15 protein-coding genes and 1 pseudogene are annotated in these 25,942 nt (G+C 41.4%); 15 read left to right on the forward strand and 1 reads right to left on the reverse strand.

The genetic code is table 11. From position 1 onward, the window contains the following. Positions 1–3: 3 nt before the first annotated feature. The 6 genes from AB5935_RS15355 (at position 4) to AB5935_RS15380 (ending at position 14,290) form a co-directional block, all read left to right on the forward strand. Positions 4–2,247 (forward strand): S9 family peptidase, encoded by a 2,244-nt coding sequence (locus AB5935_RS15355; protein WP_038612122.1) that lies wholly within the window; start codon positions 4–6, stop codon positions 2,245–2,247. A gap of 529 nt (positions 2,248–2,776) precedes the next feature. Beyond that, entirely contained in the window at positions 2,777–6,112 is a 3,336-nt protein-coding gene (locus AB5935_RS15360) for a SusC/RagA family TonB-linked outer membrane protein (protein WP_005844109.1), read from the forward strand. A gap of 12 nt (positions 6,113–6,124) precedes the next feature. Beyond that, positions 6,125–8,164, forward strand: a complete 2,040-nt coding sequence (locus AB5935_RS15365; protein WP_038612118.1) for a RagB/SusD family nutrient uptake outer membrane protein — start codon at positions 6,125–6,127, stop codon at positions 8,162–8,164. A 19-nt stretch (positions 8,165–8,183) separates the two neighbouring features. Further along, positions 8,184–10,493, forward strand: coding sequence for a hypothetical protein (locus AB5935_RS15370; RefSeq protein WP_007847968.1), 2,310 nt, complete (start codon positions 8,184–8,186; stop codon positions 10,491–10,493). 268 nt (positions 10,494–10,761) lie between these two features. Continuing rightward, positions 10,762–12,903, forward strand: coding sequence for a pectate lyase (gene pelA / locus AB5935_RS15375; protein WP_038612115.1), 2,142 nt, complete (start codon positions 10,762–10,764; stop codon positions 12,901–12,903). Positions 12,904–12,919: 16 nt separating this feature from the next. Continuing rightward, positions 12,920–14,290, forward strand: a complete 1,371-nt coding sequence (locus AB5935_RS15380) for a DUF1593 domain-containing protein (RefSeq protein WP_032936051.1) — start codon at positions 12,920–12,922, stop codon at positions 14,288–14,290. 191 nt (positions 14,291–14,481) lie between these two features. Here AB5935_RS15380 and nadB read toward each other — a convergent pair whose 3' ends face one another. Then, a complete protein-coding gene (gene nadB, locus AB5935_RS15385; RefSeq protein ID WP_007834134.1) occupies positions 14,482–16,062 on the reverse strand; it encodes an L-aspartate oxidase in 1,581 nt (526 codons plus the stop codon). A 155-nt stretch (positions 16,063–16,217) separates the two neighbouring features. Here nadB and AB5935_RS15390 point away from each other — a divergent pair, with 155 nt between their 5' ends. The 9 genes and pseudogenes from AB5935_RS15390 to AB5935_RS15430 form a co-directional block, all read left to right on the forward strand. After that, the gene (locus AB5935_RS15390) at positions 16,218–16,778 is read left to right on the forward strand and encodes an ORF6N domain-containing protein (protein WP_005844124.1); all 561 of its coding nucleotides are present in this window, start codon (positions 16,218–16,220) and stop codon (positions 16,776–16,778) included. A gap of 75 nt (positions 16,779–16,853) precedes the next feature. Beyond that, positions 16,854–17,264 (forward strand): PH domain-containing protein, encoded by a 411-nt coding sequence (locus tag AB5935_RS15395; protein WP_007854769.1) that lies wholly within the window; start codon positions 16,854–16,856, stop codon positions 17,262–17,264. Positions 17,265–17,267: 3 nt separating this feature from the next. Continuing rightward, positions 17,268–17,681 (forward strand): PH domain-containing protein, encoded by a 414-nt coding sequence (locus tag AB5935_RS15400; protein ID WP_007847980.1) that lies wholly within the window; start codon positions 17,268–17,270, stop codon positions 17,679–17,681. Positions 17,682–17,696: 15 nt separating this feature from the next. Further along, entirely contained in the window at positions 17,697–19,037 is a 1,341-nt protein-coding gene (gene lpdA, locus AB5935_RS15405) for a dihydrolipoyl dehydrogenase (protein WP_007834128.1), read from the forward strand. After that, positions 19,037–20,437, forward strand: coding sequence for a D-alanyl-D-alanine carboxypeptidase/D-alanyl-D-alanine-endopeptidase (dacB, locus tag AB5935_RS15410; protein ID WP_007834126.1), 1,401 nt, complete (start codon positions 19,037–19,039; stop codon positions 20,435–20,437). Before lpdA ends, dacB begins: the two co-directional genes overlap by 1 nt. Before the next feature lie 170 nt (positions 20,438–20,607). Next, positions 20,608–21,450 carry a 5-dehydro-4-deoxy-D-glucuronate isomerase gene (kduI, locus tag AB5935_RS15415; RefSeq protein ID WP_007834125.1) on the forward strand — a complete coding sequence of 281 codons (843 nt, stop codon included), beginning with the start codon at positions 20,608–20,610 and terminating at the stop codon, positions 21,448–21,450. 36 nt (positions 21,451–21,486) lie between these two features. Next, positions 21,487–22,290: a gluconate 5-dehydrogenase gene (locus AB5935_RS15420; protein ID WP_005844136.1), complete on the forward strand. Its 804-nt coding sequence runs from the start codon at positions 21,487–21,489 to the stop codon at positions 22,288–22,290. 96 nt (positions 22,291–22,386) lie between these two features. After that, entirely contained in the window at positions 22,387–23,559 is a 1,173-nt protein-coding gene (locus tag AB5935_RS15425) for a DUF4861 domain-containing protein (protein ID WP_007841552.1), read from the forward strand. Positions 23,560–23,735: 176 nt separating this feature from the next. Beyond that, positions 23,736–25,883 (forward strand): annotated as a pseudogene (locus tag AB5935_RS15430) (SusC/RagA family TonB-linked outer membrane protein); the annotation flags it as partial. Between the last annotated feature and the right edge of the window lie 59 nt (positions 25,884–25,942).

The following is a 25,942-nucleotide window of genomic DNA, read 5'->3' on the forward strand; positions in this document are numbered from 1 at the left end:
AAAATGAAGGTTGGTAAGTTAGGTTGGTTGGTAGCCATGTTCCTTAGTGGGGGCATGGCTATCGCTCAAGGTACGGCTGATGATTATCGGCGTGCTTATGCATTGAAAGAGAAGTTCAGTGCGGATAAAGTTTTCTATTCCAATGTCAATCCGCAATGGATAGAGGGTACTCATCAGTTTTGGTATGTGCGGAATACTCCGGACGGACGCCTGTATGTATCTGTAGATGCAGATAAAAAAGCTAGAAAAGAATTGTTTGATTCTCATCGTCTGGCAAAAGCGTTGGGTGCTGCATCCGGTAAGGATATCAAGCCGGAAGCACTTTCTTTGGAGCGTCTGTCGGTCAGTAAGGAACTGGATACATTGTGCTTTGTGTTTAATAATCAACGTTGGATGTATGCGTCACGGAAGAATCAGCTGGTCAATGAAGGGGCGCTTCCTCTCCCTCCCAAGCAAAAGCATTGGATGGAGGTGGATGATGAGAAGACAGCATCGCCGGTTCCGTCTCCTGATGGTAAATGGATAGCATTTATTAAAAATCAGAATATCTACGTAAAGGAGGTGGCTACCGGAAAAGAAAAGCAACTGAGCTTGGATGGGACACTGGGTAATTATTATTCAGCCTATATTCGCTGGTCACCGGACAGTAAGAAGGTGGCTTCCTGCAAGATCCGTCCGGTGGAAAAGCGCTATGTTTATTATGTGGAATCTTCTCCGGCTGATCAGCTTCAGCCCAAGCTTCACAAACAGGAGTATGCGAAGCCGGGAGACGAACTTCCTTTTAAAGTGCCCTGCATCTATGAAGTGGAAAGCGGACGAAGCATTATTCCTTCTACCGAATTGTTCGACCGACAATATGAAGTATATGGTCCCGAATGGAACCCCGACAGCCGTGCCGTGACTTTTGAATATAACCAGCGCGGACATCAGGTGTACAGAGTGCTTGAACTTTCTGCCGAAACGGGAAAAGTGCGCCCGTTGGTAGAAGAAACCAGCGATAAATATGTGAATTATACCCGTCATTTCCGTCATGACTTAAAAGACGGCAAGCAGATGATATGGATGAGTGAGCGTGACAATTGGAATCATCTTTATATGTACAACCGTATTACCGCACAGCCCGATTATCAAATCACTAAAGGAGAATGGTATGTACGCGAAGTGCTTCGGGTAGATGAGGATAACCATCAGATTTATTTCTCGGCAAATGGTATGGAAGCCGGTGAAGACCCCTATCTCATCCGTTATTACCGCATCGGTTTTGATGGCAAAGGGCTTACTTGTCTTACCCCTGAAGAAGGGATGCACCGTGCCTGGTTTTCGGAAGATATGAAGTATTTGGTAGATGTTTATTCTATGGTGAATAAGGCTCCTGTAGCTGTGTTACGTAGTGCCAAGGATGGTAAAGTGATGATGCCGTTGGAAACAGCTGATATCACTCGCTTGGAGGCTGAAGGTTGGAACGCTCCGGAGGTATTTGTTGCCAAAGGGCGGGACGGCAAGACGGATATGTGGGGATTGATTGCCCGGCCCACTAACTTTGATCCGAATAAAAAATATCCGGTTATTGAATACATTTATCAAGGTCCCGGTGATCAGTATGTCCCGAAAACTTTCCGCCCTTATGATTGGAACATGACTTCTTTGGCCGAACTTGGTTTTATCGTCGTAATGGTCGATGGAATGGGAACTTCTTTCCGTTCGCGTGCTTTTGAGAATGTATGTTATAAGAATTTGAAAGATGCCGGTTTGCCGGACCATATTGCTTGGATTAAGGCGGCTGCACGGAAATATCCTTATATGGATGTGGACAGGGTAGGTATTTACGGTTGTTCTGCCGGTGGTCAGGAATCTACAAATGCAGTTTTGCTTTATCCTGATTTCTATAAAGCGGCTTATTCAGCTTGTGGTTGTCATGATAACCGTATGGATAAGATTTGGTGGAATGAACTTTGGTTGGGCTATCCGGTAGGAGATCAATATAAAGAAGGATCTAATGTGGAAAATGCACATCTGTTGAGTCGTCCTTTGATGTTAGTGGTAGGTGAGTTGGATGATAATGTAGATCCTGCCTCTACCATGCAGGTGGTCAATGCATTGATAAAGGCGAATAAAGATTTTGAACTGGTCGTGATTCCCGGTGCACATCATACAATGGGAGAAGCTTTTGGCGAACATAAGCGGTATGATTTCTTTGTCCGCCATTTGATGCAGGTGAATCCACCGAAGTGGGATGAGATAAAATAGGAGGAGTGAGGTTTGTAGCTGTAGGAGTTTGTCAGTTATAATAAATATAGGTGGCAGTGTTATGGAGGACAAGTCCATAGCACTGCTTTTTTATGTAATTCCGTGTTTTCATTGATGAATGTGTCTTTTTTGTTCATTATGTTGTAATTATTGGTTGAACTAATTTTTTTCAATACAAAAATTAGGTTCAGTCAACAATATTATTTTTATTTGTGGCGTATATAGTATAAAAATAAACCAATTTTCTAATACTAACATTAAATTATAATGGAAAACATTACTGTTAATGTATTTGATGATGTGCTTTATTTAGCATGGGAATTTGTATATCTAATATTTTTCACTCGTTTTGTGTGCGTACACGGAAATTATAAGAATGCGTGTGCTATTTTAATAAGTATCTATTATTCTCATAAAAATTGTAATTGTTTCCTTTTAGAATAGAATATAAATAACAATAGTGATTTATATTATTTCACATTCACGGAAAAAATGGACTTTAAATTTTTGTTTAACTTAATATTTTATTATGAAATTTACAAATGAATTAAGAGGAGTGAAAAGCAGACTTCTTCTGTTTTCAGTGCTGTTACTGATACCGGTGATGATGTTTGCTCAGAGCATTACCGTAAAAGGTACTGTACTTGATTCGGCAGGTGAAGCCGTTATTGGAGCTTCCGTTGTGGAGAAGGGAAATCCTTCCAACGGAACCATAACTGATTTTGACGGAAAGTTTACTTTGGCCGTGTCTAAAGGAAAAAGAATTGTTATTTCTTTTGTAGGTTACGAAACGCAAGAAGTGGATGCGGTTACCGGAAAAGAACTGACAATTACGCTGCAAGATGATTCACAAGCGCTTGAAGAGGTAGTAGTGCTGGGTTACAGTAGCAGGGCTCGTAAAGATCTGACTGGCTCAGTAGGTTCCGTGTCTGGTGTGAAGATTGCTGCTGTACCAGTTACTTCAGCCGCTGTGGCTTTGCAGGGAAAAATAGCTGGTGTGCAAGTAACTACGGTCGATGGTGCTCCAGGGGCAGATATTAACATTCGTGTTCGTGGAGGTACGTCTGTGACCCAGAGCAATGATCCTCTTTACATTGTCGATGGTTTTCAGGTGGATAACATCAATGATATTCCTCCTACAGACATTGCTTCTATTGATGTATTGAAAGATGCTTCTATCACGGCAATCTATGGAGCTAAGGGCGGTAATGGTGTAGTGGTTGTTACTACTAAATCGGCCAAAGCTGGAAAAATACAGGTAAGTTTCAATGCCCATTTGTCTACTAGTCATTTGTCTAAAAAATTAGATTTAATGAATTCAGCAGAGTTTGCACGTTATCAATATGAATGGTCGGCGTGTAATGGTAGCCGTTCTAGCAATGCCAAATTTTTCCGTGCTAATTTTGGCAATCCGCAAGATTTGGATATGTATTATTCTTTGCCTACTCATGACTGGCAGGATGAGGTAATGGGAGAGAATCCTATCAATTATTCTACTAATGTAACTATTGGTGGAGGTACAGATAAGATGCGCTTCACTGCTTCTCTTACTCAAAGCGAAGATAAAGGTATTATTATGGGGTCGGGTGTGCGCCGTACCAATTTGAATATCAAGACAGCTATTGATATAACTAAAAATTTGACATTGCATATCAATCCTAAATTTACGTTTCGCCGTGATCAAGGAGCTGGAGGTGATAATATTGGTACAGGCGGTATTATTGATGTACTCCGTTATAGACCCACTAACGGATTACGTGAATTCGGATATATAGATCCTTCTTATGCTGACCCTGATGAAGAAGCATTGTTTACTTATACTAATCCGAAAAGTGATATTGCCATTAATCAACAGAATAAGTATGCTTATAACTATACTAATGCTATTTCATTGGAATGGAAGCCTGTTAAAGGATTGGTGCTTCGTACAGAAGCCACTCTTAGTTTAAACTGGAAAGATCAATATCGTTTTTGGGGTGCCTTGACAGGTGAAGGTACAAAAAATAATTCGTTGCCTGTAGCAAGTATTCAGAAAGATCAGTCTTTTAAATATATTTGGACTAATACGGCATCTTATGGCTTTTCTATTAAAGATAAGCATAATTTTTCCATGTTATTGGGGCAAGAAATTTATCATAGCCAAAATAAGAAGAACTTCCAAAAGAATCGTTATTTTCCACGTGCATTTGAGGCTGGACAGGCTTGGGATAATATGGGATTCGGTACACCGCAGGAGTCAACTTCATCACTTTCGACTCCAGATCGCACTGCTTCTTTCTTTGGGCAGGCAAGTTATAACTATAACCACAAATACTTACTCTCTGTAACTATGCGTGCTGATGGTTCCACTAAATTTGCTCCAGGTAATCAATGGGGATATTTCCCTTCAGTATCAGGTGCTTGGGTGCTTTCAGAAGAAAAGTTTATGGAAGATATAAAATGGATTGATCAGTTAAAACTTCGTGCAGCTATAGGGTTGGCAGGAAATAATCGTATCAGTGATGATATGTGGCGTTATTTATATACTGTTAATTCTACCGGCGGACCTGGATTTGGAGAAGCAACTCAGTTTGGAGAGCAATGGTATGGTAATCAAGGGGGTACTACTTTTGCCAATAAAAATATTAAATGGGAAACTACATTAACTCGTAATCTTGCTGCTGATATCACGCTTTTTAATGGTCGTCTCACTGTTACTCCGGAGATTTATTGGAATACGACGAAAGATTTACTTTATAAATCGGACATTCCTTCAGCAACTGGTTATGTAAGTCAGATGCAAAATATTGGACAAGTAACTAATAAAGGGGTTGAATTAACTATATCAGGAGATATTCTCAGTGGCAGGGATTATGTGCTTTCCGCAAATCTTTCTTTAGGTATGAATAAAATGAAAGTTGATAAATTAAATGGTACAGACAATGTGATTTGGGATCAGAATAACCGTTGGAAATCAAGTTACAATGATTATTGTTTGAAGGTGGGTGACCAAGTAGGACTTATTTATGGTTTTGTATATGATGGTTTATATTCAATGGATGAATTCTATTTTGATCCCACTAATAACTTGCAAGCAGTACCTTGGGGATCAACGGCCGCTGAAAACGGAACTTCGAAAGATGCACCTATTATGGATGCAGACGGTGTGGAACATCCAAAAACAATAATCAATCAGATTTCAGGAGATTCTAATTCAGGCATAGCTACTCTGCCGGGCAAAGTCAAGTTCAAGGATTTGAATGGTGACGGATATATCACAGAAGATGACCGTACTGTTATAGGTAATACCAATCCAAAAGTGCAGGGAGGTTTTGGATTGAGCGGACAATGGAAGGGTTTTGATTTTGCCATGAACTTCAACTTTATGCTTGATTTTGATGTGAATAATGCGACAGCTTACCAGCTTTCCTCATCCGAAAGCAATAAGAATAAGTTCTACAATGTGCTTTCCACATTTGCCGACAAAGGTTGGCGTTATACCCGTGATGGTGATGGCGAATGCTTGTACAAATGTTACTATATTGATGGTTCGTTGGATATGTACCGTGAATTAAACGAAGGTAGGACACTTTGGAATCCGACGGATGTGACAAAAAAAATAACTCATTCCTATTTTATCGAGGATGGATCGTTTCTGCGTTGTCAGGATTTGACTGTTGGCTATACGTTACCTGGAAATCTGACTTCTAAATGGGGGATTTCGAAAGCTCGTTTTTATGTGTCAGCCTCTAATTTGTTTATTATTACTGGGTATTCGGGTTATGATCCTGAAGTGGATATTCAGACAGGATTAACTTGTGGTATGGACTATAACCGTTACCCACGTAGTCGCAGTTTTGTACTAGGTACTAATATTACATTCTAAATTTGAAAGCACATGAAATTTAAAAATACTTTAATAATAGGATTAGCAACTTTGACTCTAATATCATGCAATGATTTCCTTGACGTGGATTCTCCATCAAGTTACAATGAGGACTTTGTGTTCAGCCAAGAAACAGAAATTAGCCGTGCGTTGAACGGTGTTTATGCTTCTATCTTGGTAGGTGATCTTTATGGCACTGCCTATCAGAAAACTTTTAATTTGAACAGTGATGTTGATATGCAGATGTATACAGGTAATGTAGCAACCCATAATAGCTATGCACGTTTTGATTGTGACGATCAAGGTGGCGAAATTGATAAATATTGGAGAGCTTCTTATAAAGCTATTGAAGATGCTAACCGTTTTATCCGGGGTGTAGAAACTGGTCCGTTTTATAATGAAGAGAATACCGCTGTTATGCAGATGTTGGGCGAAGCCAAGTGTCTTCGTGCTATGGTTTATCATGATCTGGTAGTGATGTTCGGGGATGTTCCTTTCACTTTCCTGCCAGCCTCACAATTAGGTGATAATTATGTGATTCCTGTAATGAATCGCGAAGAAATCCAAAATAAACTTATTGAAGATTTGCAGGATATTGCTCCTAAGATGTCTTCTACTACAACAACAACAGTAGAACGTGCGTCTAAGGAGTTTGCTTGGGCATTAATTGCACGTATTGCATTGACTGCCGGAGGTTATTCACTTCATCCGGATAAAAATAATGCAAATAGTTATGGTGTGATGAAACGTCCGGAAGATTATCAGAAGTATTATCAAATCGTAAAAGAATATACTAGCCTGGTTATTGCTTCGGGGACACACTCTGTAGGCACTTCTTATCAAGATATTTTTACCAAGGAAAGCAATTTTGAAATTATTGCTAAAGGTGATCCTATTTTTGAGATTCCTTTTGCTAAGGAGTCTACAGGTAATACAGGGTATTCTCAAGGACCTACATCAACCGTTAATGAAGGAAAGACATTGGGTAAGAATGTATGGGGAGAATCTAAAGGTGATATACGTTTGAGTGCTTTTTACCGTTATTCATTCGATGAGAATGATAAGCGTCGAGATTTTATTAATGGACTTTGGTATTATGGTAACAGTGCTAATAATGCTACTCAGGATTCTTGTATGATTCGTGCGGATTATACTGTCCATAATAATAAATGGTCTAAATTGTGGGCGAATGCGGGACAGTTTACCAATTTGAGTGCCAGTAATACAGGTATTAACTTCCCTTATATGCGTTATACGGATGTTTTGTTGATGAATGCCGAAGCTGTTAATGAGTTGGAAGGACCTACTGCCACTGCTCAGGAGTCACTTCGTCAAGTCCATGCACGGGCATTCGATGACCAAAGTGTTGTTTCTGCCTATATTGCTCAGGTGGCTTCTTCTAAAGAAACTTTTTTGAAAGCCGTGCTTGATGAACGTAAATGGGAGTTTGCGGGTGAGAATATGCGCTGGAGAGATCTTGTCCGTAATAATCTTTATGGACAGGAAATTGTTTATAGTTTTTTGCGCTATCTTTCTGTAGGAATGTCTAATGCCGGTTCTTCTACTGGCTTCGAAGATGATATAGCTGAACATGATGGTAGTGCTTATTTGGATGATCTTCCCGAATCTATGTATTACCATGTTCTTCCACAAACGGTTGAATGGCGTGTGGATGTAAATCAAGTTTATGGCTATCCTTATCCCAATAAGATATTGGATATGCTCTATATTTATAATCCTTACAAATCAGCTAATCAACCAGCGACAGCTTTGGTAGCTGTTGATGGAGCAACTTGGAAGATGGCGGAATTTTATCAGTGGAGTAATGATTCGGAGCCTACTAACCAATGTAAATATTCATTCTATGGATATATTCGTCATACAGAACAAGGAATGATTGTGTTGGTCAAAGATGGAACAGAATCACCACTGGATGGTAATTCTGTTCCTGAGGTGAATGATTTACCTCCTGTACGTTATATTTTACCTTATCCTAATGCGGCTATCCAACGCTCAGCAGGTGTATACAAGAACTATTATGGCTATAAATAATTTATAAAAGGACAGAATGATGAAAAAAAAATTTTTATATGCATTAATGTTATTTTCAGGTTTCTCATGTATTTCGTGTTCTGATGATGAGAAAGGAATGGCAAATATAGATAGAGAATGGATGACTATGTTCATTTGTGATAATAATAGAGGAAAAGGGGATGACTATGCTTATAATTGTAAAGCAGAGGGACCGAATGGCAATGATATTCATCTTTATTGGTATGGAGTGAATAACTGTGCGGGCTACCAGATTCGTCAGGCACTACAGCCAAATGTTTCGGGTGGTGCAGATGCTTGGGGTACATCTGCCGAAAACGGTCTTTTGTTACTAGATACCATTGTAGGACCGGAGGTCCTTGATTTAGTTATTAAAGATCAACAGTATTCCACTGATTATCGTTTTGCTATTCGCGTGTTATCAACAAAAGATGATAATGTGACTGATTTTTCACATGCATCCAAATGGTATGGACATGGTGATGGCAGACAGTGGGCAGAATGGATGGGCATTACCACTTCTGATCGATATGCAACTCCATTCTGTGTCTATGTAGATGCTTCTAAGACTACACAGACTACTATGCGTGTGATGTTGAATCGTGCTTTCAAAACTGTAACAGAAGGGGTATCAGACGATGATAAGGCTATTTATCGTGAAAAATTTCAGCTTGATGCTAACGATAATTTTGTTTATCAGTGGTTGGAAGTAGATCCGTCTCCTAATAATCCTGAATCAACAGTGAATGAAAAATGGAGAAAATATAAATTAACCGATGAGGATTTTGAAAAGGGATATGTAGATATTGACGGACTTCAGAAAAACTCTGTTTATGTGATTAATGTTCGCAACGAGAATGTGAAGGTAAAATGGGATGCATATTACAATACTTGTTCTGCCCGCTCAGACGGAGAACCGGGAGAGCCTATTTTAGTAACTCATGACTTAAGTGCTCCAAGTCGTGACCGGTTTGATTCAGATGAAGCTTATCAAAATGCTTTGATACAGCACGAGGCTGCTCTGAAATACAATGCAATGCGTATTGATTTCCTTTTAACAGACTTCATTTCCGATGTAAATTTAGCCGAAGGACAGACTTATTATTTGGAAGGTGGAAAGACTTATTGTATGTTTGATAATTTAACTACCTGCAAAGGTTTTGTTCTTCGTACTCGTCCTGAGGATGTAGCAGCAGGTAAACGTGCTAAAGTATTGTTAGGTGGTATGCATATGACAGGTACTAATGTTAATTCTATGAATTTGATGTTCGGGCGCCAGCCACAAGCTGGAGAAGGAGGAGAAATTTATATGAAGATGCTCGAATTTTATGATATTGATTTCGATTGTCCAATGGCTCTTACTTATGGTGATAATGTTGCCGGTTTGGGTTCGGCTACAGGTAATTATTTCATTAATATGTTTTCTAATGGTATGGCTGTACATTTGGAAAGTTTTGTGGTGAAAAATTGTACTTTCAAGCGTCTGGTACGTGGGTTCATTCGTGAGCAGGGGCCTAATTACAAAATTTGGGATCATGTCTTGATAGAGGATAACCAGTTCTTTGACTGTGGCTATTATAGTAATGGTGCCGGAGGTTATCCATGGATTGCCGGTTCCGGGAATAATGCGAATTCTAATTTATATAAGGACTTTGTGGTTCGTGGAAACACTTTCTATGATTGTCCGTTCCCTTCATTTTTCAGTGAAACCAAGCAGAGTGCATGGAAGGGAGGGGCATGGAATATAACGTTTGAAAACAATACTTTGGTTAACTGGAACACTCGTGCAGCAGGAAATATTTTCAATATGCGTAATATTCCAGATGGAAGTACTTATACGGTGAAAAATAACCTGATTGTTTTGACCAAGCAGGACGGTGATGTCCGAAAGATGACTATGGCAGGAGCTGATATCCGTAAGACAATGACTATGGCAGACGGTACAGCCGGACATGTGACATTGAATTTTGACAATAATTATTCTACAAATACTTTTTTATCCAACGGACAAATTTTTAGCAATAATCCATGGACTGCGACTAAAAATAATTTTGGCACCTTGGTCAACAATGGTTCTGCTACTTTAAATGGAACATTGGAAGTTCTTGTAGATGATATTTCTCCATTAGAACTGATGGTAAGTCCAAATCCACCACATAAGGCTACTGCTGATAACGATCAATATATGCATCGTGCAGATGCACTTGATGGTACGGCTGGAGAGCATGGTGTAAACTTGTATTACAATCAGACAGGTAAAGTTATGGAGTCAAAAATTTATCAGTTGAACATTGGTGCGGCTAAATGGCGTAATGGTTCTGTTAGATAGTAGAATGGGGTTTGATAAGTTTTATAGTTATTATAATGTGAATGTCTTCTGAGAATCTTTGGATTTTGAAAGACAGATATTTGATAGAAAAGCCGATCTGTGATAGATAGGCTTTTTTATGTATAGGTAAAGGGGCAGAGTATCAAAAATTGTATAGGTTTGATGATGTCTGTGCAAAATCTGCCTGAAAAAGACCAAATATTCTCTGTATTCAGATCGGAAAACGCATAATTTTGTTTGCTGGTTTTTATCAAAACATATAGGAATAATGAAAAATACATTCAAAAAAGTGTTTATTGGCTTTATGGCTTTTGCCATGGCAACCGGCTCCTTTGCGCAGCAAAGAGCTCATAAAAAGGATAATGAGTCGTATCCTAAGGAATGGAAACAAATAGCACGTATGGAGCAGGATTCTTTCTTTCTGACAGATGAAGCTCGGCGGATTGCTGAAAATGTATTGGCTTTTCAACGCTGTACGGGCGGTTGGCCGAAGAATATAGATATGGCCCGCTGCATGAATGATAAAGAGCTGGCTAAAGTGATAAAGGATAAATCACGTCGTGATGATTCTACGATAGATAATAATGCCACAACTGCCCAGATGATTTTTTTAGCCCGTCTTTATAGGCAGACTAAGGATATACGTTATCGGGATGCTTTCCTCCAGGGAGTGGAATATTTGCTGAGTGGTCAATACGAAAACGGAGGATGGCCGCAATTCTGGCCCGGTCCGCGTGGTTATCAGATACATATTACTTTCAATGACGATGCCATTGTCAATACATTGAATATGATACGTGATATGATGAATTACAAAGCGCCTTATGAGGATGATTTGATAGACAAGGCTTTGTGTGTACGTTTGGAAAAAGCCTTTAATAAAGGAATAGAGTGCATTTTGGCTACACAAATTATCAAGGATGGAGAACCTTCAGTGTGGTGTCAGCAGAATGATAGGGAAACATTGAAGCCTGCACCGGCACGTGCGTATGAGTTGCCGTCTTATTGTTCGGCGGAGAGTGCCGGGATTGTGCGTCTGCTCATGGAATTACCTGCACCTGACGCACGCGTGAAGCGGGCGGTTCACGGAGCCATGAAATGGTTTGACAGGTATAAACTTACCGGTTTGAAATGCGAGCGTATCGTGCTGGCAAATGGTGAGCGGGATACTCGTCTTGTGGAAGATCCTCAAGCCAGGCCTATTTGGGCACGTTATTATGATTTGAAATATTGTGAACCGTATGTATGTGACCGTGACGGGTTGCCGCGTCGCCACTTGGAAGAAATAGGAACAGAACGTCGTAACGGATATAGTTGGTACAATAGCAGGCCGGCTGAGCTTTTTGCCATATACAATGCATGGGCGGACAAATATGATCCGAAGCATAAAGTGGCAATCAGTCTGGCAACCAAAGGAGCGAATGAAAACGGGCTTATTGAAATGTATCGTCGTCCCATGGCAGAGCGTACGGCTTTTGATGTGGTGGTAAAGCCGGGAGAGAGTATTCAGGCAGCTATTGAAAAGGCGTCGGAAATTCCGACAGTACCTTTTAAAATCTTATTGCTGAACGGAACGTATCATCAAAAAGTGATTATTGACAGACCTAATATTGTTTTGGTGGGAGAAAACCGTGACAGTACGCGGATTGTCTTGGCTGAAACAGCCCAGACACGTGCCATCACGGAATATCATGGACGTCCGGTAGGCAATGGTGTCATTGTGTTGCAGGAAGGTGCGGATGATTGTGTTATTAGCGGACTGACTGTTTACAACAATTACGGAACTGCCGTTGAAAATACGACCATCCATCAGATGGCGATTTTTGGACGTGCCACTCGTACTATCATCATCAACAGTAATGTATGGGCCGATGGAAACGATGCCCTTTCCTTGTGGGCGCCCGGAAGCAATGGTATGTATTATCATGCCGATCTCTATCTTCGTTGTCCGGGTGTGGATTTTCTTTGTCCTCGCGGATGGTGCTATGCCACACGCTGCCATTTTTATGGTGATAGCCGTGCCATGATTTGGCATGACGGACGAGGTGACAAGAACAAGAAACTGGTTATTACCAATTCTTCATTTGATGCTAAGACACCGACACTTTTAGGACGCTATCATCATGATTCCCAATTTTATCTCATCAAATGTAAAATGTCGAAGAATGTGCTTGACGGGAATATTCATTATGCTTATTCGGATAAAGTGCTTGATCCCTGTCCGTGGGGGCTACGTACCTATTATTATGGTTGTACCCGTGAAGGAGGGCATAGTGGCTGGTTAAACGATAATTTGAAGGAGGCGGAGAATGCTCCGGAGTTTTATGGCGTTACCGCCAAGTGGACATTCAATGGCAAATGGGACCCCGAACAACGTATCAGAGATCTTTGGAATGTGTTGGCCTACTAATTTAACAGTTTGTAATATGAAAATGACCCCTGTTTTATGCTGTATTGTTTTTTTGTTTGTGTCAATGTTATCTGCTGTTGCCCGACAGCAGGAGAAGCCCCGGGTTATTGTCACTACGGATGGTGAGATTGACGATCAAAGTTCTATGATTCGTTTTCTTATGTATTCTTCTGATTATGATGTCGCAGGCATTGTTCAAGTCAATGGGGTACAGAAAGACGGACATAGTAAAGATAAATGGATCGAATCACAAATTGCCAAATATGCGGAATGTCTGCCTAATTTGAGGAAACATAATCCCGATTATCCCGATGCTGAATATCTGCTAAGTGTCTTGGCGGTTGGTAATGAGAACAGAGAGGACTTGCATAAATTGCCTCCTTTACTGTCTGATAGCGAGGGGGCACAGCTCATCATAAGGACATTGCTTGATTCTGATCCGAGGCCTGTTCATATTTTAGCATGGGGTGGAGCCAACACCCAGGCCAATGCCTTATGGCAGATCAAGCAGAAATATTCTGCTGCAGAATGGGCAAAAGCGGTATCAAAAGCCAGATTATATTGTATTTGGTATCAGGACGGCGGTGGAAAATGGATAGAACAGAATCTTCCTGAAATCATTATTTATGAATCGGGCGCGCCGGATCATGATGGAGGATGGAGATATGTATGGGATTACATGAGTGTGGATTATTATTTTAAGAACAGACTTAGTAAAAATTCAAAAGAGTTGCAACAAATCATGGATAAACCTTGGTTGGCTGACCATATTAAGAATGGGCACGGACCACTTTGTGCCGCCTATCCTCAGGAATATACCAGTGAGGGGGATACTCCTTCTTTTATGCCTCTTATACGTAATGGACTTGAACAGCATACAGACTATACATTAGGAGGATGGGGAGGACGCCCGGAGTATAAAAATGGCAATCACATGCAAGATGGGAATGATTTGAAAAACGGTGTGCCGGATTCGCATTATACTTTCCAGCGTTGGTTGCCTGCTATACAAAATGACTGGGCGGCTCGTGCCGACTGGTGCGTGGCTGATGAATATTCAAAGGCAAATCATCAACCTGTTGCCCGGATATTGGGAGAAAGTGTACGCACAGTCCGGCCGGGAGAAAAAATAATACTGGATGCCTCTTCTTCATTTGACCCTGATAAAAATTCATTGTCTTACCAATGGTGGCAATATCGGGAAGCAGGCAGTGTGCAAACAAAGGTGGCTATAAAGCACGCCGATGAGAAGAGGGCGGAGATAATTGTACCGGATAATCCGGGCAAACAGTTACATTTGATACTTGAACTTACAGATAATGGAATTCCCAATCTAAAATCTTATAAGAGAATCATTCTGAATATTAATCCGCTTGAGGAAAAATAATTATTACGGATAGATGATTCCGTCATTGTTCCTGCTGTTTTTAGTTCATGTTTATACGAATGGGACAAAAATAATCTCGTTAGCAGAATTGATTTAATTTTCGTAGTGCAATAATGGTCAACAAGAAAAAGTAATTCTGCTAACGGGAGTTATAAAAATAATCAGTTCTATTTGAAGTAAAAAAATATTTTTTACTTTTTTTCTTCAGCGGCATGTGGATAGTCAATCGTATAATGCAGTCCGCGACTCTCTTTCCGTTCCATTGCCTGACGGGTGATCAAATACCCGATGTTAATCATGTTACGCAGTTCGCAAAGCTCGCGTGAAGCCTTACAACGTTTGAAAAGACGCTCGGTTTCTTCATATAAAATATCCAATCGGTTCCAAGCACGGATTAATCGCGTATTACTGCGTACAATACCTACATAAGCTTCCATAATTTGGTTCACCTCTTTCATGCTTTGGGTTATCAGTACCCGTTCTTCATTGTTCATGGTTCCTTCATCGTTCCATTCGGGGATATCCTCATTAAAGTCATATCGGTCGAGTACATTTAGTGCATGTTTGGCTGCCGCGTCCGCATAGACCACAGCTTCTATCAGCGAATTGGAAGCCAGACGGTTACCTCCGTGCAGACCGGTACATGAACATTCGCCGATGGCATACAAACGGTTGATGCTGCTCTGTCCGTCCAGATCGACTTTGATACCTCCGCACAGATAATGAGCAGCCGGAGCTACAGGAATATAGTCCTTAGTAATATCAATGCCCAGGCTGAGGCATTTTTTATAAATATTGGGGAAATGTTTTTTTGTTTCTTCCGGATCCTTATGAGTTACATCCAGATATACATGATCTTCACCACGCTGCTTCATTTCGTTATCAATGGCACGTGCTACGATATCACGTGGAGCCAATGACAGGCGTGGATCATATTTTTGCATGAATTCTTCGCCACTTTGATTCTTTAAGACAGCACCGTAACCGCGCATGGCTTCGGTGATGAGGAAACTGGGACGGTCTCCCGGATGGAAAAGGGCGGTGGGATGGAATTGTATAAATTCCATGTCCTTTACTGCTCCTTTGGCACGGTACACCATAGCAATGCCGTCTCCCGTAGCTACCAGTGGATTGGTTGTATTGCGGTATACCGCTTCGCATCCGCCTGTTGCCATTACAGTTACTTTGGACAGGAACGTATCCACTTCTCCTGTTTTCTCATTCAATACGTAAGCACCGAAACATTTGATGCCCGGCGTATGGCGGGTGACGATAATTCCCAAATGATGCTGGGTAATGATTTCTACCGCATAGTGATCTGTAAATATGGTAATATTGGGGTGAGCTTTTACCGCTTCTATCAGGCTAGTTTGTATTTCAGCTCCTGTATTGTCTTTGTGGTGCAGGATGCGGAACTCGGAATGTCCTCCTTCTTTGTGGAGGTCGAATTCTCCATCTTCTTTTTTATCAAAATCCACTCCCCATTTTATCAGTTCCTGGATTTGTGCAGGTGCTTCTCGCACTACTTTTTCTACAGCCGCGCGGTCACTGATCCAATCGCCGGCAATCATCGTGTCTTCAATGTGTTTCTCGAAATTGTCTACTTTCAAGTTGGTAACAGATGCTATACCTCCCTGGGCAAAATAGGTATTGGCTTCTTCCAGTCCTGCTTTACAAATCAGGGCGACTTTACCTTTGTGAGCTACTTTCAGTGCGAAGCTCATTCCGGCAAGTCCTGAGCCGATAACAAGGAAATCGAATTTTTTAACCATGATAATATGCTTTATGGGTGCAAAGCTACGAAAAACCTTTATTCATTGTACCTTTTACTCTTGTTTTTACTATTTTTTTCGTGAAGAATAAACGAAATAGATAATGCAAGTATGAAATTAAACGTGTAACTTTCTGCATTTTTAAATAGAATAGGATGGAAAACAATAAAGAAATCATTCACGAAAGTGAGGTAAAAGAACTTATAATTGAGTTGAGGGGTGAGAAAGTACTGATAGACCGGGATGTAGCTAAGCTTTATGGCGTAGAAACCAAACGAATTAATGAAGCAGTAAAAAACAATCGGGACAAATTCCCAAATGGTTATATGTTTTCGTTGCAAGTATCTGAAAAACAGCAACTGGTCGAAAATTTCGACCGGTTCAGTAGTTTGAAACATTCTCCCGTAGAACCTAAAGCATTTACCGAAAAAGGGCTTTATATGCTGGCTACAATTTTAAGAAGTCCGAGAGCTACCGCAACTACTTTTGCCATTATCGAATCATTCTTTAAGTTAAGGACATTAGTACGGAATGTAAATATCATGGCTACCGAGTATGATGAGGAAAAGAGGAAGAGTCTGGTACAACGTAGTGGAGAACTGCTGAATGAACTGCTGACTGATGAGGGTGATATAACAGAAACGGAATCTTCTATCGAATTAAATTTGTATGCTTTGAAGATGAAACGTACAGTAAAGAGGACAAAAAAAGGATAAATTCTCTCATTCTGCGCCGTAATGAGGTCGATAAACGATAAATTTATTATCTTTCGGGCAAATTACAATAAGATGATGAATCGAATTTTTCATGTGAAGATAGCAGGAGGTACTTATTTTCTCCTGATACTGCTGACAGCCGTCATGGTATTTGCTTTTTGGTGTATGAAGGCAATGATAGGATTGGTAGTAGCATTGGGTCTGATCATTATTATTGAACGTATTATCCATTCTACTTATACGCTGACTGCGGATGGAAAGTTAGTGGTGTATTATGGTCGTTTTTATAAAGGGAAGACCATTCCCTTGATTGACATTACGGATGTGGAGCTGAAACGAAGTTCCGGATTTGGTGGAATTATGCCTTCGAAATATGTATTGATACATTATGGGAAGAAAAATTTATTGTCATTGGTTCCTGTAAAGCCGGAAGAATTTATCAATGCGTTGGTGAAGCGGTTGGAGCATAGGATAGAGGAGGAATAAATTATGGAGAAAGTATTTAAAACAAAAAGAACCCGTAACTGGTGGATCATTATAGTCGGTCTGGTTGTTCTGATTATTTTTCTGAATGTGTATTTGGAGAAAAGTTGGGCTTTTTCGGCGCTTGGGGGAATTATTATTCCTGTATTAATGTTTTATTCGCGGTCGAAAACTACGTATATTGTAAAAGACAATGGTGTTCTGGAAATCAAACCGGGATGGGGGAACAGAATATGTGTAGACGGAATCCGTAAAGTGTCTTATAATCCGAATGCAATAGGAATGCAAAAAGTGAAAATAGAGCATGCCCAAGGTTTTGTAATGATTAACCCTGATAAGCCTTTGGAATTTGTAGAAGCATTGATAAAAATAGATCCAAATCTGTCTGTTGAAGGCTTTGAACAGATAAAAACTAATTAACCCAAAATAAATACCATGAAATATCAAATTGCAATCATCGGTGGAGGTCCCGCAGGGTATACTGCTGCCGAAGCTGCCGGAAAGGCAGGACTGAGTGTTGTATTGTTCGAAAAAAGAAGTTTGGGCGGTGTATGCCTGAATGAGGGATGTATTCCTACCAAAACCTTGCTTTATTCGGCTAAAGTATATGATTATGCGAAACATGCTTCAAAGTATGCCGTGAATGTGCCTGAAGCTTCTTTTGATTTAGGAAAAATTGTGGCGCGTAAATCAAAGGTGGTTCGTAAACTGGTACTGGGTATCAAGGCAAAACTGACTGCGCATCAGGTAAATATAGTAACGGGAGAAGCTGTAATTGTAGATAAGAATACCATCCAATGTGGTGGGGAAACCTATGAATGTGAGAATTTGCTGCTGTGTACCGGCAGTGAAACATTTATTCCTCCTATTCCGGGAGTGGAAAATGTGGATTACTGGACGCACCGTGATGCACTGGATAATAAAGAAGTACCTGCTTCATTGACTATTGTCGGCGGTGGAGTGATCGGTATGGAATTTGCTTCTTTCTTTACCAGTTTGGGAGTACAGGTGACAGTTGTCGAAATGTTGGATGAGATCCTGGGTGGCATGGATAAAGAGCTGTCGGCTATGCTCCGGGCTGAATATGCCAAAAAAGGAATCAAGTTCCTGCTCAGTACGAAAGTAGTAGGGGTGTCCAAAGAGGAAACCGGTATTACTGTGTCATATGAAAATGCAGATGGAACAGGAACTGTTACAGCTGATAAGTTATTGATGAGTGTGGGCCGTCGTCCGGTGACAAAAGGTTTCGGATTGGAAAATCTGAATTTGGAATGGACGGAGCGCAGATGCATCAAAGTAGATGAACATTTGCAATCTTCTGTCCCCGGTGTCTATGTATGCGGTGATTTGAACGGAGTCTCTTTGTTGGCACATACCGCCGTGCGTGAAGCGGAAGTGGCTGTCCATCATATTACAGGTAAGGAAGATGCGATGAGTTATCGTGCCATACCGGGTGTGGTCTATACAAATCCCGAGATTGCCGGGGTAGGTATGAGCGAGGAAGCTTTGCAGGCCGCAGGTATTCCTTATCGAGCCGTTAAGTTGCCGATGGCTTACTCCGGGCGTTTTGTAGCCGAGAATGAAGGAGTGAACGGCGTCTGCAAAGTTTTGACAGCCGAAGACGGTACTGTATTGGGAGCGCACATGTTGGGTAATCCTGCTTCCGAGCTGATTGTATTGGCAGGTATGGCTATTGAGGATGGTAAGACCATAGAGGATTGGAAACGATATGTATTTCCTCATCCTACTGTGGGTGAGATATTCAGGGAACTATAATGAAACGAGTTTTATTTTTCTTTTTACTGATTTTATCTATTCACTTCATAAACGCCCAGCCGCTATCTCAGCGGCTGGACGCTTTACTGCATGAAGAAGTTCTGAAAACATCCGAAGTGGGTATTGCCGTATTTGATTTGACCGCCGGAGAATCCGTTTACCGTTACCAAGACGATAAACTGTACCGGCCTGCTTCTGTTGAGAAAATAATCACTTCGGTTACCGCCTTGGTACAACTGGGAGCAGATTATACCATGGATACCAGTCTTCGTTATCGTGGAAAAATAGAAAATGACACGTTGAAAGGCAGCTTGTATCTGATAGGCGGTTTTGATCCGGAATTTATGGACGAGGATCTGGACCGTCTGGTAGATGCATTGGCAAGTAAAGGCATCCGTTATGTGACAGATACCCTTGCAGCGGATGTTTCCATGACAGACTCAGTTTATTGGGGTTCCGGTTGGTGTTGGGACGATACTCCTTATTCCTTCCAACCCTATCTTTCCCCTCTCATGCTGAATAGGGGCTGCGTGGATGTATCGGTTTCTCCTGCTCAGAAAGACTCGTTGCCCAAAGTAGTTTGTACGCCGGTTTCCGATTATTATCAAGTTCATAATCACGGGGTGAGCCGTAATCCACAAGCCGGAAAGCTGAAAATCACTCGTAACTGGCTCAGCAATGGCAATATCATTACCGTTTCCGGAAATGTTTCTTATCCCTATACTGAGAAATTGAATGTATATACTTCCAAAGATTTCTTTTTTCATACCTTTGTCAGCCGTTTGCGCAGCAAAGGAATTGAAGCGCGAACCTGCACGTATGCCGATTGTCCTGTAACGGCCGACAGTATAGTTACGCTTTATACCGTCCGAAGACCACTCAAGGAAGTGTTGGAAAGAGCTTTGAAGAAAAGTGATAACCTGTGTGCCGAATCAATGTTTTATCATTTGGCTGCCAAGCGTTCCCTGCATAAACGGGTGACAGGAGAAGATGGAACCGATGCCATTCACGCCTTTATGAAAACAGCTTTAGGGTTTAATCCGGAGAACTATAAGATAGCGGACGGTAGCGGTGTTTCCGTTTATAATTATATCTCTCCACGTTTACTATTGGAGTATTTGAAGTATGCCTATTATCATCGGGAAGTTTTTCTTCCTTTCTATGAGTCTCTGCCCATAGCAGGAGTGGACGGTACTTTACAAAATCGGATGAAACAGACCAAGGCTCGGGGAAATGTGCATGCAAAAACCGGTTCTGTAACCGGGGTCAGTTCACTGGCAGGGTATGTAAAAGCTGCTAATGGACATCAATTGGCCTTTGTTATCATTAACCAAAACGTACTGAAATTAAGCCGGGCGCGTGCGTTTCAAGATAAGTTTTGTGATATTTTATCTCGTTGATTTTGAGTTTTTGAGTGTTCTGAAACGTATTAAGTAGCAGATTTTGCATATAATAGGACAAAATTTATACCTATTCTGAACGATTTTTGCAGCATCGAAACAAGATTGTTTCGTAACTTTGCCCAAGTCGAAATAATTCGGAATACTATAAAAACATAAAATAGCTGCTTATGAAGACAAATTATGAAATCCGTTATGCCGCGCATCCCGAAGATGCCAAAAGCTATGGCACTCAAAGGATACGACGGGATTTCTTAATAGAAAAAGTATTTTCGGACAATGAGGTGAACATGGTTTACTCCATGTATGACCGCATGGTTGTAGGAGGAGCCAAACCGGTGGGAGAGATATTAAAACTGGAGGCCATTGATCCGCTGAAAGCATCTTACTTTCTTTCCCGACGTGAAATGGGTATTTTTAATGTGGGCGGTCCCGGTGTGGTCAAAGCTGGAAATGCCGTGTTCGAACTGGATTATAAAGAAGCGCTTTATCTGGGTTCGGGAGACCGGGAAGTGACTTTTGAAAGTAAAGATGCCGGAAATCCTGCCAAATTCTATTTTAACTCTGTTACCGCTCATCGTAACTATCCCGATAAAAAAGTGACCAAGGCAGATGCCATCGTTGCTGAAATGGGTTCACTGGAAGGTTCCAATCATCGTTGCATCAACAAGATGCTGGTAAGTCAGGTATTGCCTACCTGCCAGTTGCAGATGGGGATGACCGAACTGAAACCGGGAAGTGTGTGGAATACCATGCCGGCACACGTGCACAGCCGTCGTATGGAAGCTTATTTTTATTTTGAAGTGCCTGATGAACACGCTGTTTGTCATTTTATGGGAGAAGTGGATGAAACACGTCATATATGGATGAAAGGCGATCAGGCAGTTTTGTCTCCCGAATGGTCTATTCATAGTGCGGCGGCAACACACAATTACACCTTTATTTGGGGTATGGGTGGAGAGAATTTGGATTATGGTGATCAAGACTTCTCATTGATTACAGACTTGAAATAAATAATATAACTTCATTAATTTAATAATATAAGTATCATGAATCAGTATTTGAATTTTTCTTTGGAAGGTAAAGTCGCCCTTGTAACAGGCGCTTCTTATGGTATCGGTTTTGCTATTGCATCTGCTTTTGCAGAACAAGGTGCAACCATCTGTTTCAACGACATCAATCAGGAATTGGTGGATAAAGGTTTGGCTTCTTACGCTGAAAAAGGAATTAAAGCACACGGATATGTATGTGATGTTACTGACGAGCCTGCCGTACAGGCTATGGTTGCCACTATCGCAAAGGAAGTAGGTACAATTGATATTCTTGTAAACAATGCCGGTATTATCCGTCGCGTTCCGATGCACGAAATGGAAGCTGCCGATTTCCGCCGTGTTATTGATATTGACTTGAATGCTCCGTTCATTGTTTCTAAAGCAGTTTTGCCTGCGATGATGGAAAAAGGACATGGTAAAATCATCAATATCTGCTCTATGATGTCTGAGTTAGGTCGTGAAACCGTTTCTGCATACGCTGCCGCTAAAGGTGGTTTGAAGATGTTGACTCGTAACATCTGTTCTGAATACGGAGAATACAATATTCAGTGTAATGGTATCGGTCCGGGCTATATCGCTACTCCGCAGACTGCTCCGTTACGTGAAATCCAGCCCGATGGAAGCCGTCATCCGTTTGATACATTCATCTGTGCCAAGACTCCGGCCGGCCGCTGGTTGGATCCGCAGGAATTGACTGGTCCTGCTGTATTCCTTGCATCCGAAGCATCTAATGCCGTCAATGGCCATATTCTCTATGTAGATGGCGGTATTCTGGCCTACATTGGTAAACAGCCTAAATAATTAGTAGATATAAATAGGAAGAATCTGCTTGTGTCTTTGTTGATACTTGCAGATTCTTTGTATTTTTGTCTTTCAGTTCGACAAACAATAAATAGTATGAGAAAAATCTTTTTAGCAGTCGCAACGGCGTTAGCTATGTTTTCCTGTTCGCAAAAGGAGCCGGTGACTGTCACTATAACCAATCCGCTTTCTATTGATAGGAATGGAGAAATGGTGGAAATCTCTATGGCTGAAATAACAGGCAAACTACAATTACCCGATACGGCACAAGTTATCGTATTGGACGAGAACGGGCTTGAAGTACCTTATCAGATAACATACGATGATATGCTTATCTTTCCTGTTTCGGTGAAAGGGGGAGCTTCGGTTACTTATACAATTGCAGAAGGAACTCCACAGCCGGTGGATGTGGTTGCTTGTGGGCGTCAATATCCCGAGCGTCTGGATGATGTGGCATGGGAAAACGATCGCGCCGCTTATCGTGCATACGGTCCTGCTTTGCAGGAGAAGGGCGAGCGTGCCTTTGGTTATGACATCTGGACCAAGAATGTACCCGAACCGGTGGTGGAAGATCGTTATGACGGTGATTTGAATCAAGGAATCTCTTATCACATAGATCATGGAAACGGAATGGATTGTTATGCGGTGGGTCCGACTCTGGGTGGCGGAACAGCAGCTTTATTCCCCGATAGTACCATTGTTTATCCCTATTGTTACAAGGATTGTGAAGTCTTGGATAACGGTCCGCTTCGATTCACCACCAAGTTAGTTTATAATCCGTTGGTTGTAAAAGGAGATTCAAATGTGATAGAAACGCGTATCATTTCTTTGGACAAGGGATCGCAGTTGAACAAGACTGTGGTTTCTTTTGATAATTTGCAGGAAACAACTCCGGTGGTGACCGGCATTGTATTGCACAAACAGAATCCTACGGGGTATAGTTTTGATGCAAATGCAGGTTATATAGCCTATGCGGACTCTACAGAGAATGCAGCCAATAACAATGGAGTGATTTATATAGGTGCTGTATTTCCGGCTAATATAAAAGGAGCGCTGCCCCAAATGTTCTCCGAAAAAGAGCAGAAAGAACGTGGAGGTGCTTTGGGTCATGTGTTGTCGGTCAGTGATTATGAACCGGGTTCCGAGTATATTTATTATTGGGGATCAGGCTGGAGCAAATATGGTTTCGAAGCCGATACCGATTGGAACAAATATTTGGAAGAATACGCTCAGAAGGTACGTAATCCCTTGGTGGTCCATGTACCATAGAATGGTGATATAAGAATAATAAAAGTTATCCGAGGAGCACATGCTCTTCGGGTAACTTTTTTTCATGGGATGTTAAAGTGTTAATTCTCTCGTCTTAAACATCTTTTTCCGGTTCCTTTTGTTTCATTGCAATATAAGAAATTAAACTAGTTATTTATTTGTTAATAGAAAATGCAATGGACAATAAACCTAAACCTTTACAACATGGGCGGCAGGGATTGAGGACTTTTAGTGCTTTAGTCTGTCTGCTGTTGATGACTACGTCGCTGTTTGCTCAGGAGAAGACAGTGACCGGAACGGTAACCGATTCGACCAATGAACCTCTGATTGGAGCATCCGTAGTGATTCAAGGTACTTCCAATGGTACGATTACCGACATAGATGGGAAGTACAGTATTACCGCCTCACCCGACAATGTACTGGAATTCTCGTACGTGGGAATGGTGAAGCAAGATGTGAAAGTAGGCAGCCAGCATGTGATAAATATACAGCTGAAAGAGGACTCACAAATGCTGGCTGAAACAGTAGTGATAGGTTACGGTAGTGCGAAGAAGCGTGACTTGACCGGCTCTATCACGAATATCAAGGGAGCCGAAATCGCTAATAAACCTTCTACAAATCCCTTGTCTTCCTTGCAGGGAAAGGTAGCCGGTGTGCAGATTATCAACTCGGGACAAGCAGGCTCGGACCCCGAAATCCGTGTACGTGGAACGAACTCCATTAACGGATACAAACCTCTTTACATTGTCGACGGCTTGTTCAATGATAACATTAACTTTCTGAATCCCGAGGATATTGAGTCTATGGAAGTGTTGAAAGACCCGTCTTCATTGGCTATTTTCGGTGTGCGTGGAGCTAATGGGGTTATCATTATCACTACAAAGAAGGCTAAGGAGGGGCAGACTTTGGTGAATATCAACACCTCATTCGGCTGGAAACATGTGGTGGACAGAATCAAGATGGTGAATGCTTCTCAGTTCAAAGAATTGTATAGTGAGCAGCTTGTTAATGAAAAGAATCCCGCTTTTGATTTTTCCGGCTGGAATGCTGATACCGATTGGCAGGATGAAGTGCTTCAGAATGGCTTCATTACCAATAATAATATCAGTGTGACAGGAGCTTCTGAAAAACATAGTTTTTATCTGGGGATGGGATACTCATACGAACAAGGAAATATAAAGCACGAGAAGTTCAGCAAAATCACCTTGAATGCCAGCAATGAGTATAAGATAACCGATAAGATAAAGGTCGGGTTTCAGTTTAACGGAGCACGTATGCTGCCTGCTGATAGTAAATCAGTTCTGAATGCTGTCCGTACCACTCCTATAGCTCCTGTATTCAATGAAGAATATCAGTTGTATGCGGCGTTGCCGGAGTTTCAGAAAGCACAGATGATGAATCCGATGGTGGATGTGGATTTAAAAGCCAACACCACTCGCGCAGAGAATTATCGTGCATCAGGTAACATTTATGGAGAGGTGGATTTTCTGGAACATTTTAATTTCAGGGCTGTGTTCTCTATGGATTACGGCTCGAATAACGGGCGTACCTATCAGCCGATTATCAAGGTATATGATAACACAGTGAAAGGAAATGTGGCTACACTGGGAACGGGTAAGACTGAAGTGAGCCAGTTCAAGGAAAATGAAACGAAGGTGCAAAGTGATTATGTGCTGACTTATACAAATAGTTTTGGCGACCATAATCTGACGGCAACCGCCGGTTTCACTACTTATTACAATTCTCTCAGCCGTCTGGATGCCGCCCGTGGGCAAGGTATTGGATTGGTTATTCCCGATAATCCCGATAAATGGTTCGTCAGTATTGGTGATTTGGCCACAGCTACCAATGGAAGTACACAGTGGGAACGTACTACTGTTTCTTTTCTGGGGCGTGTGATTTATAATTACAAAGGAAAATATTTGTTCAACGGATCTTTCCGTCGGGACGGTTCTTCGGCTTTTTCGTATACGGGCAACCAATGGCAGAACTTTTACTCGGCAGGTGCCGGATGGCTGATGACCGAAGAAGAGTTTATGAAAGACATTTCTTGGTTGGATATGTTGAAGTTGAAAGGTTCCTGGGGTACGTTGGGCAATCAGAATCTGGATACTGCTTATCCGGCTGAGCCGTTGCTTGAAAATGCTTTTGGAGCTGTGTTTGGCAATCCGTCCACCATCTATCCGGGCTATCAGTTGGCCTATTTGCCTAATGCGAACCTTAGATGGGAAAAAGTGGAAGCTTGGGAAGCAGGCTTTGAATCGAATATGTTTCGCAACCGCCTGCATGTGGAAGGAGTTTATTATAAACCTCAAATCCGCAACTAAGCCCTTGAACGTCCTTATTGCGTTTACACGTCCTCTCATTACTGAATTTGCAGATA

Origin of the sequence: Phocaeicola sp. RTP21198st1_B8_RTP21198_201120, from assembly GCF_040929485.1 — a bacterium.
Classification (GTDB): domain Bacteria; phylum Bacteroidota; class Bacteroidia; order Bacteroidales; family Bacteroidaceae; genus Phocaeicola; species Phocaeicola dorei.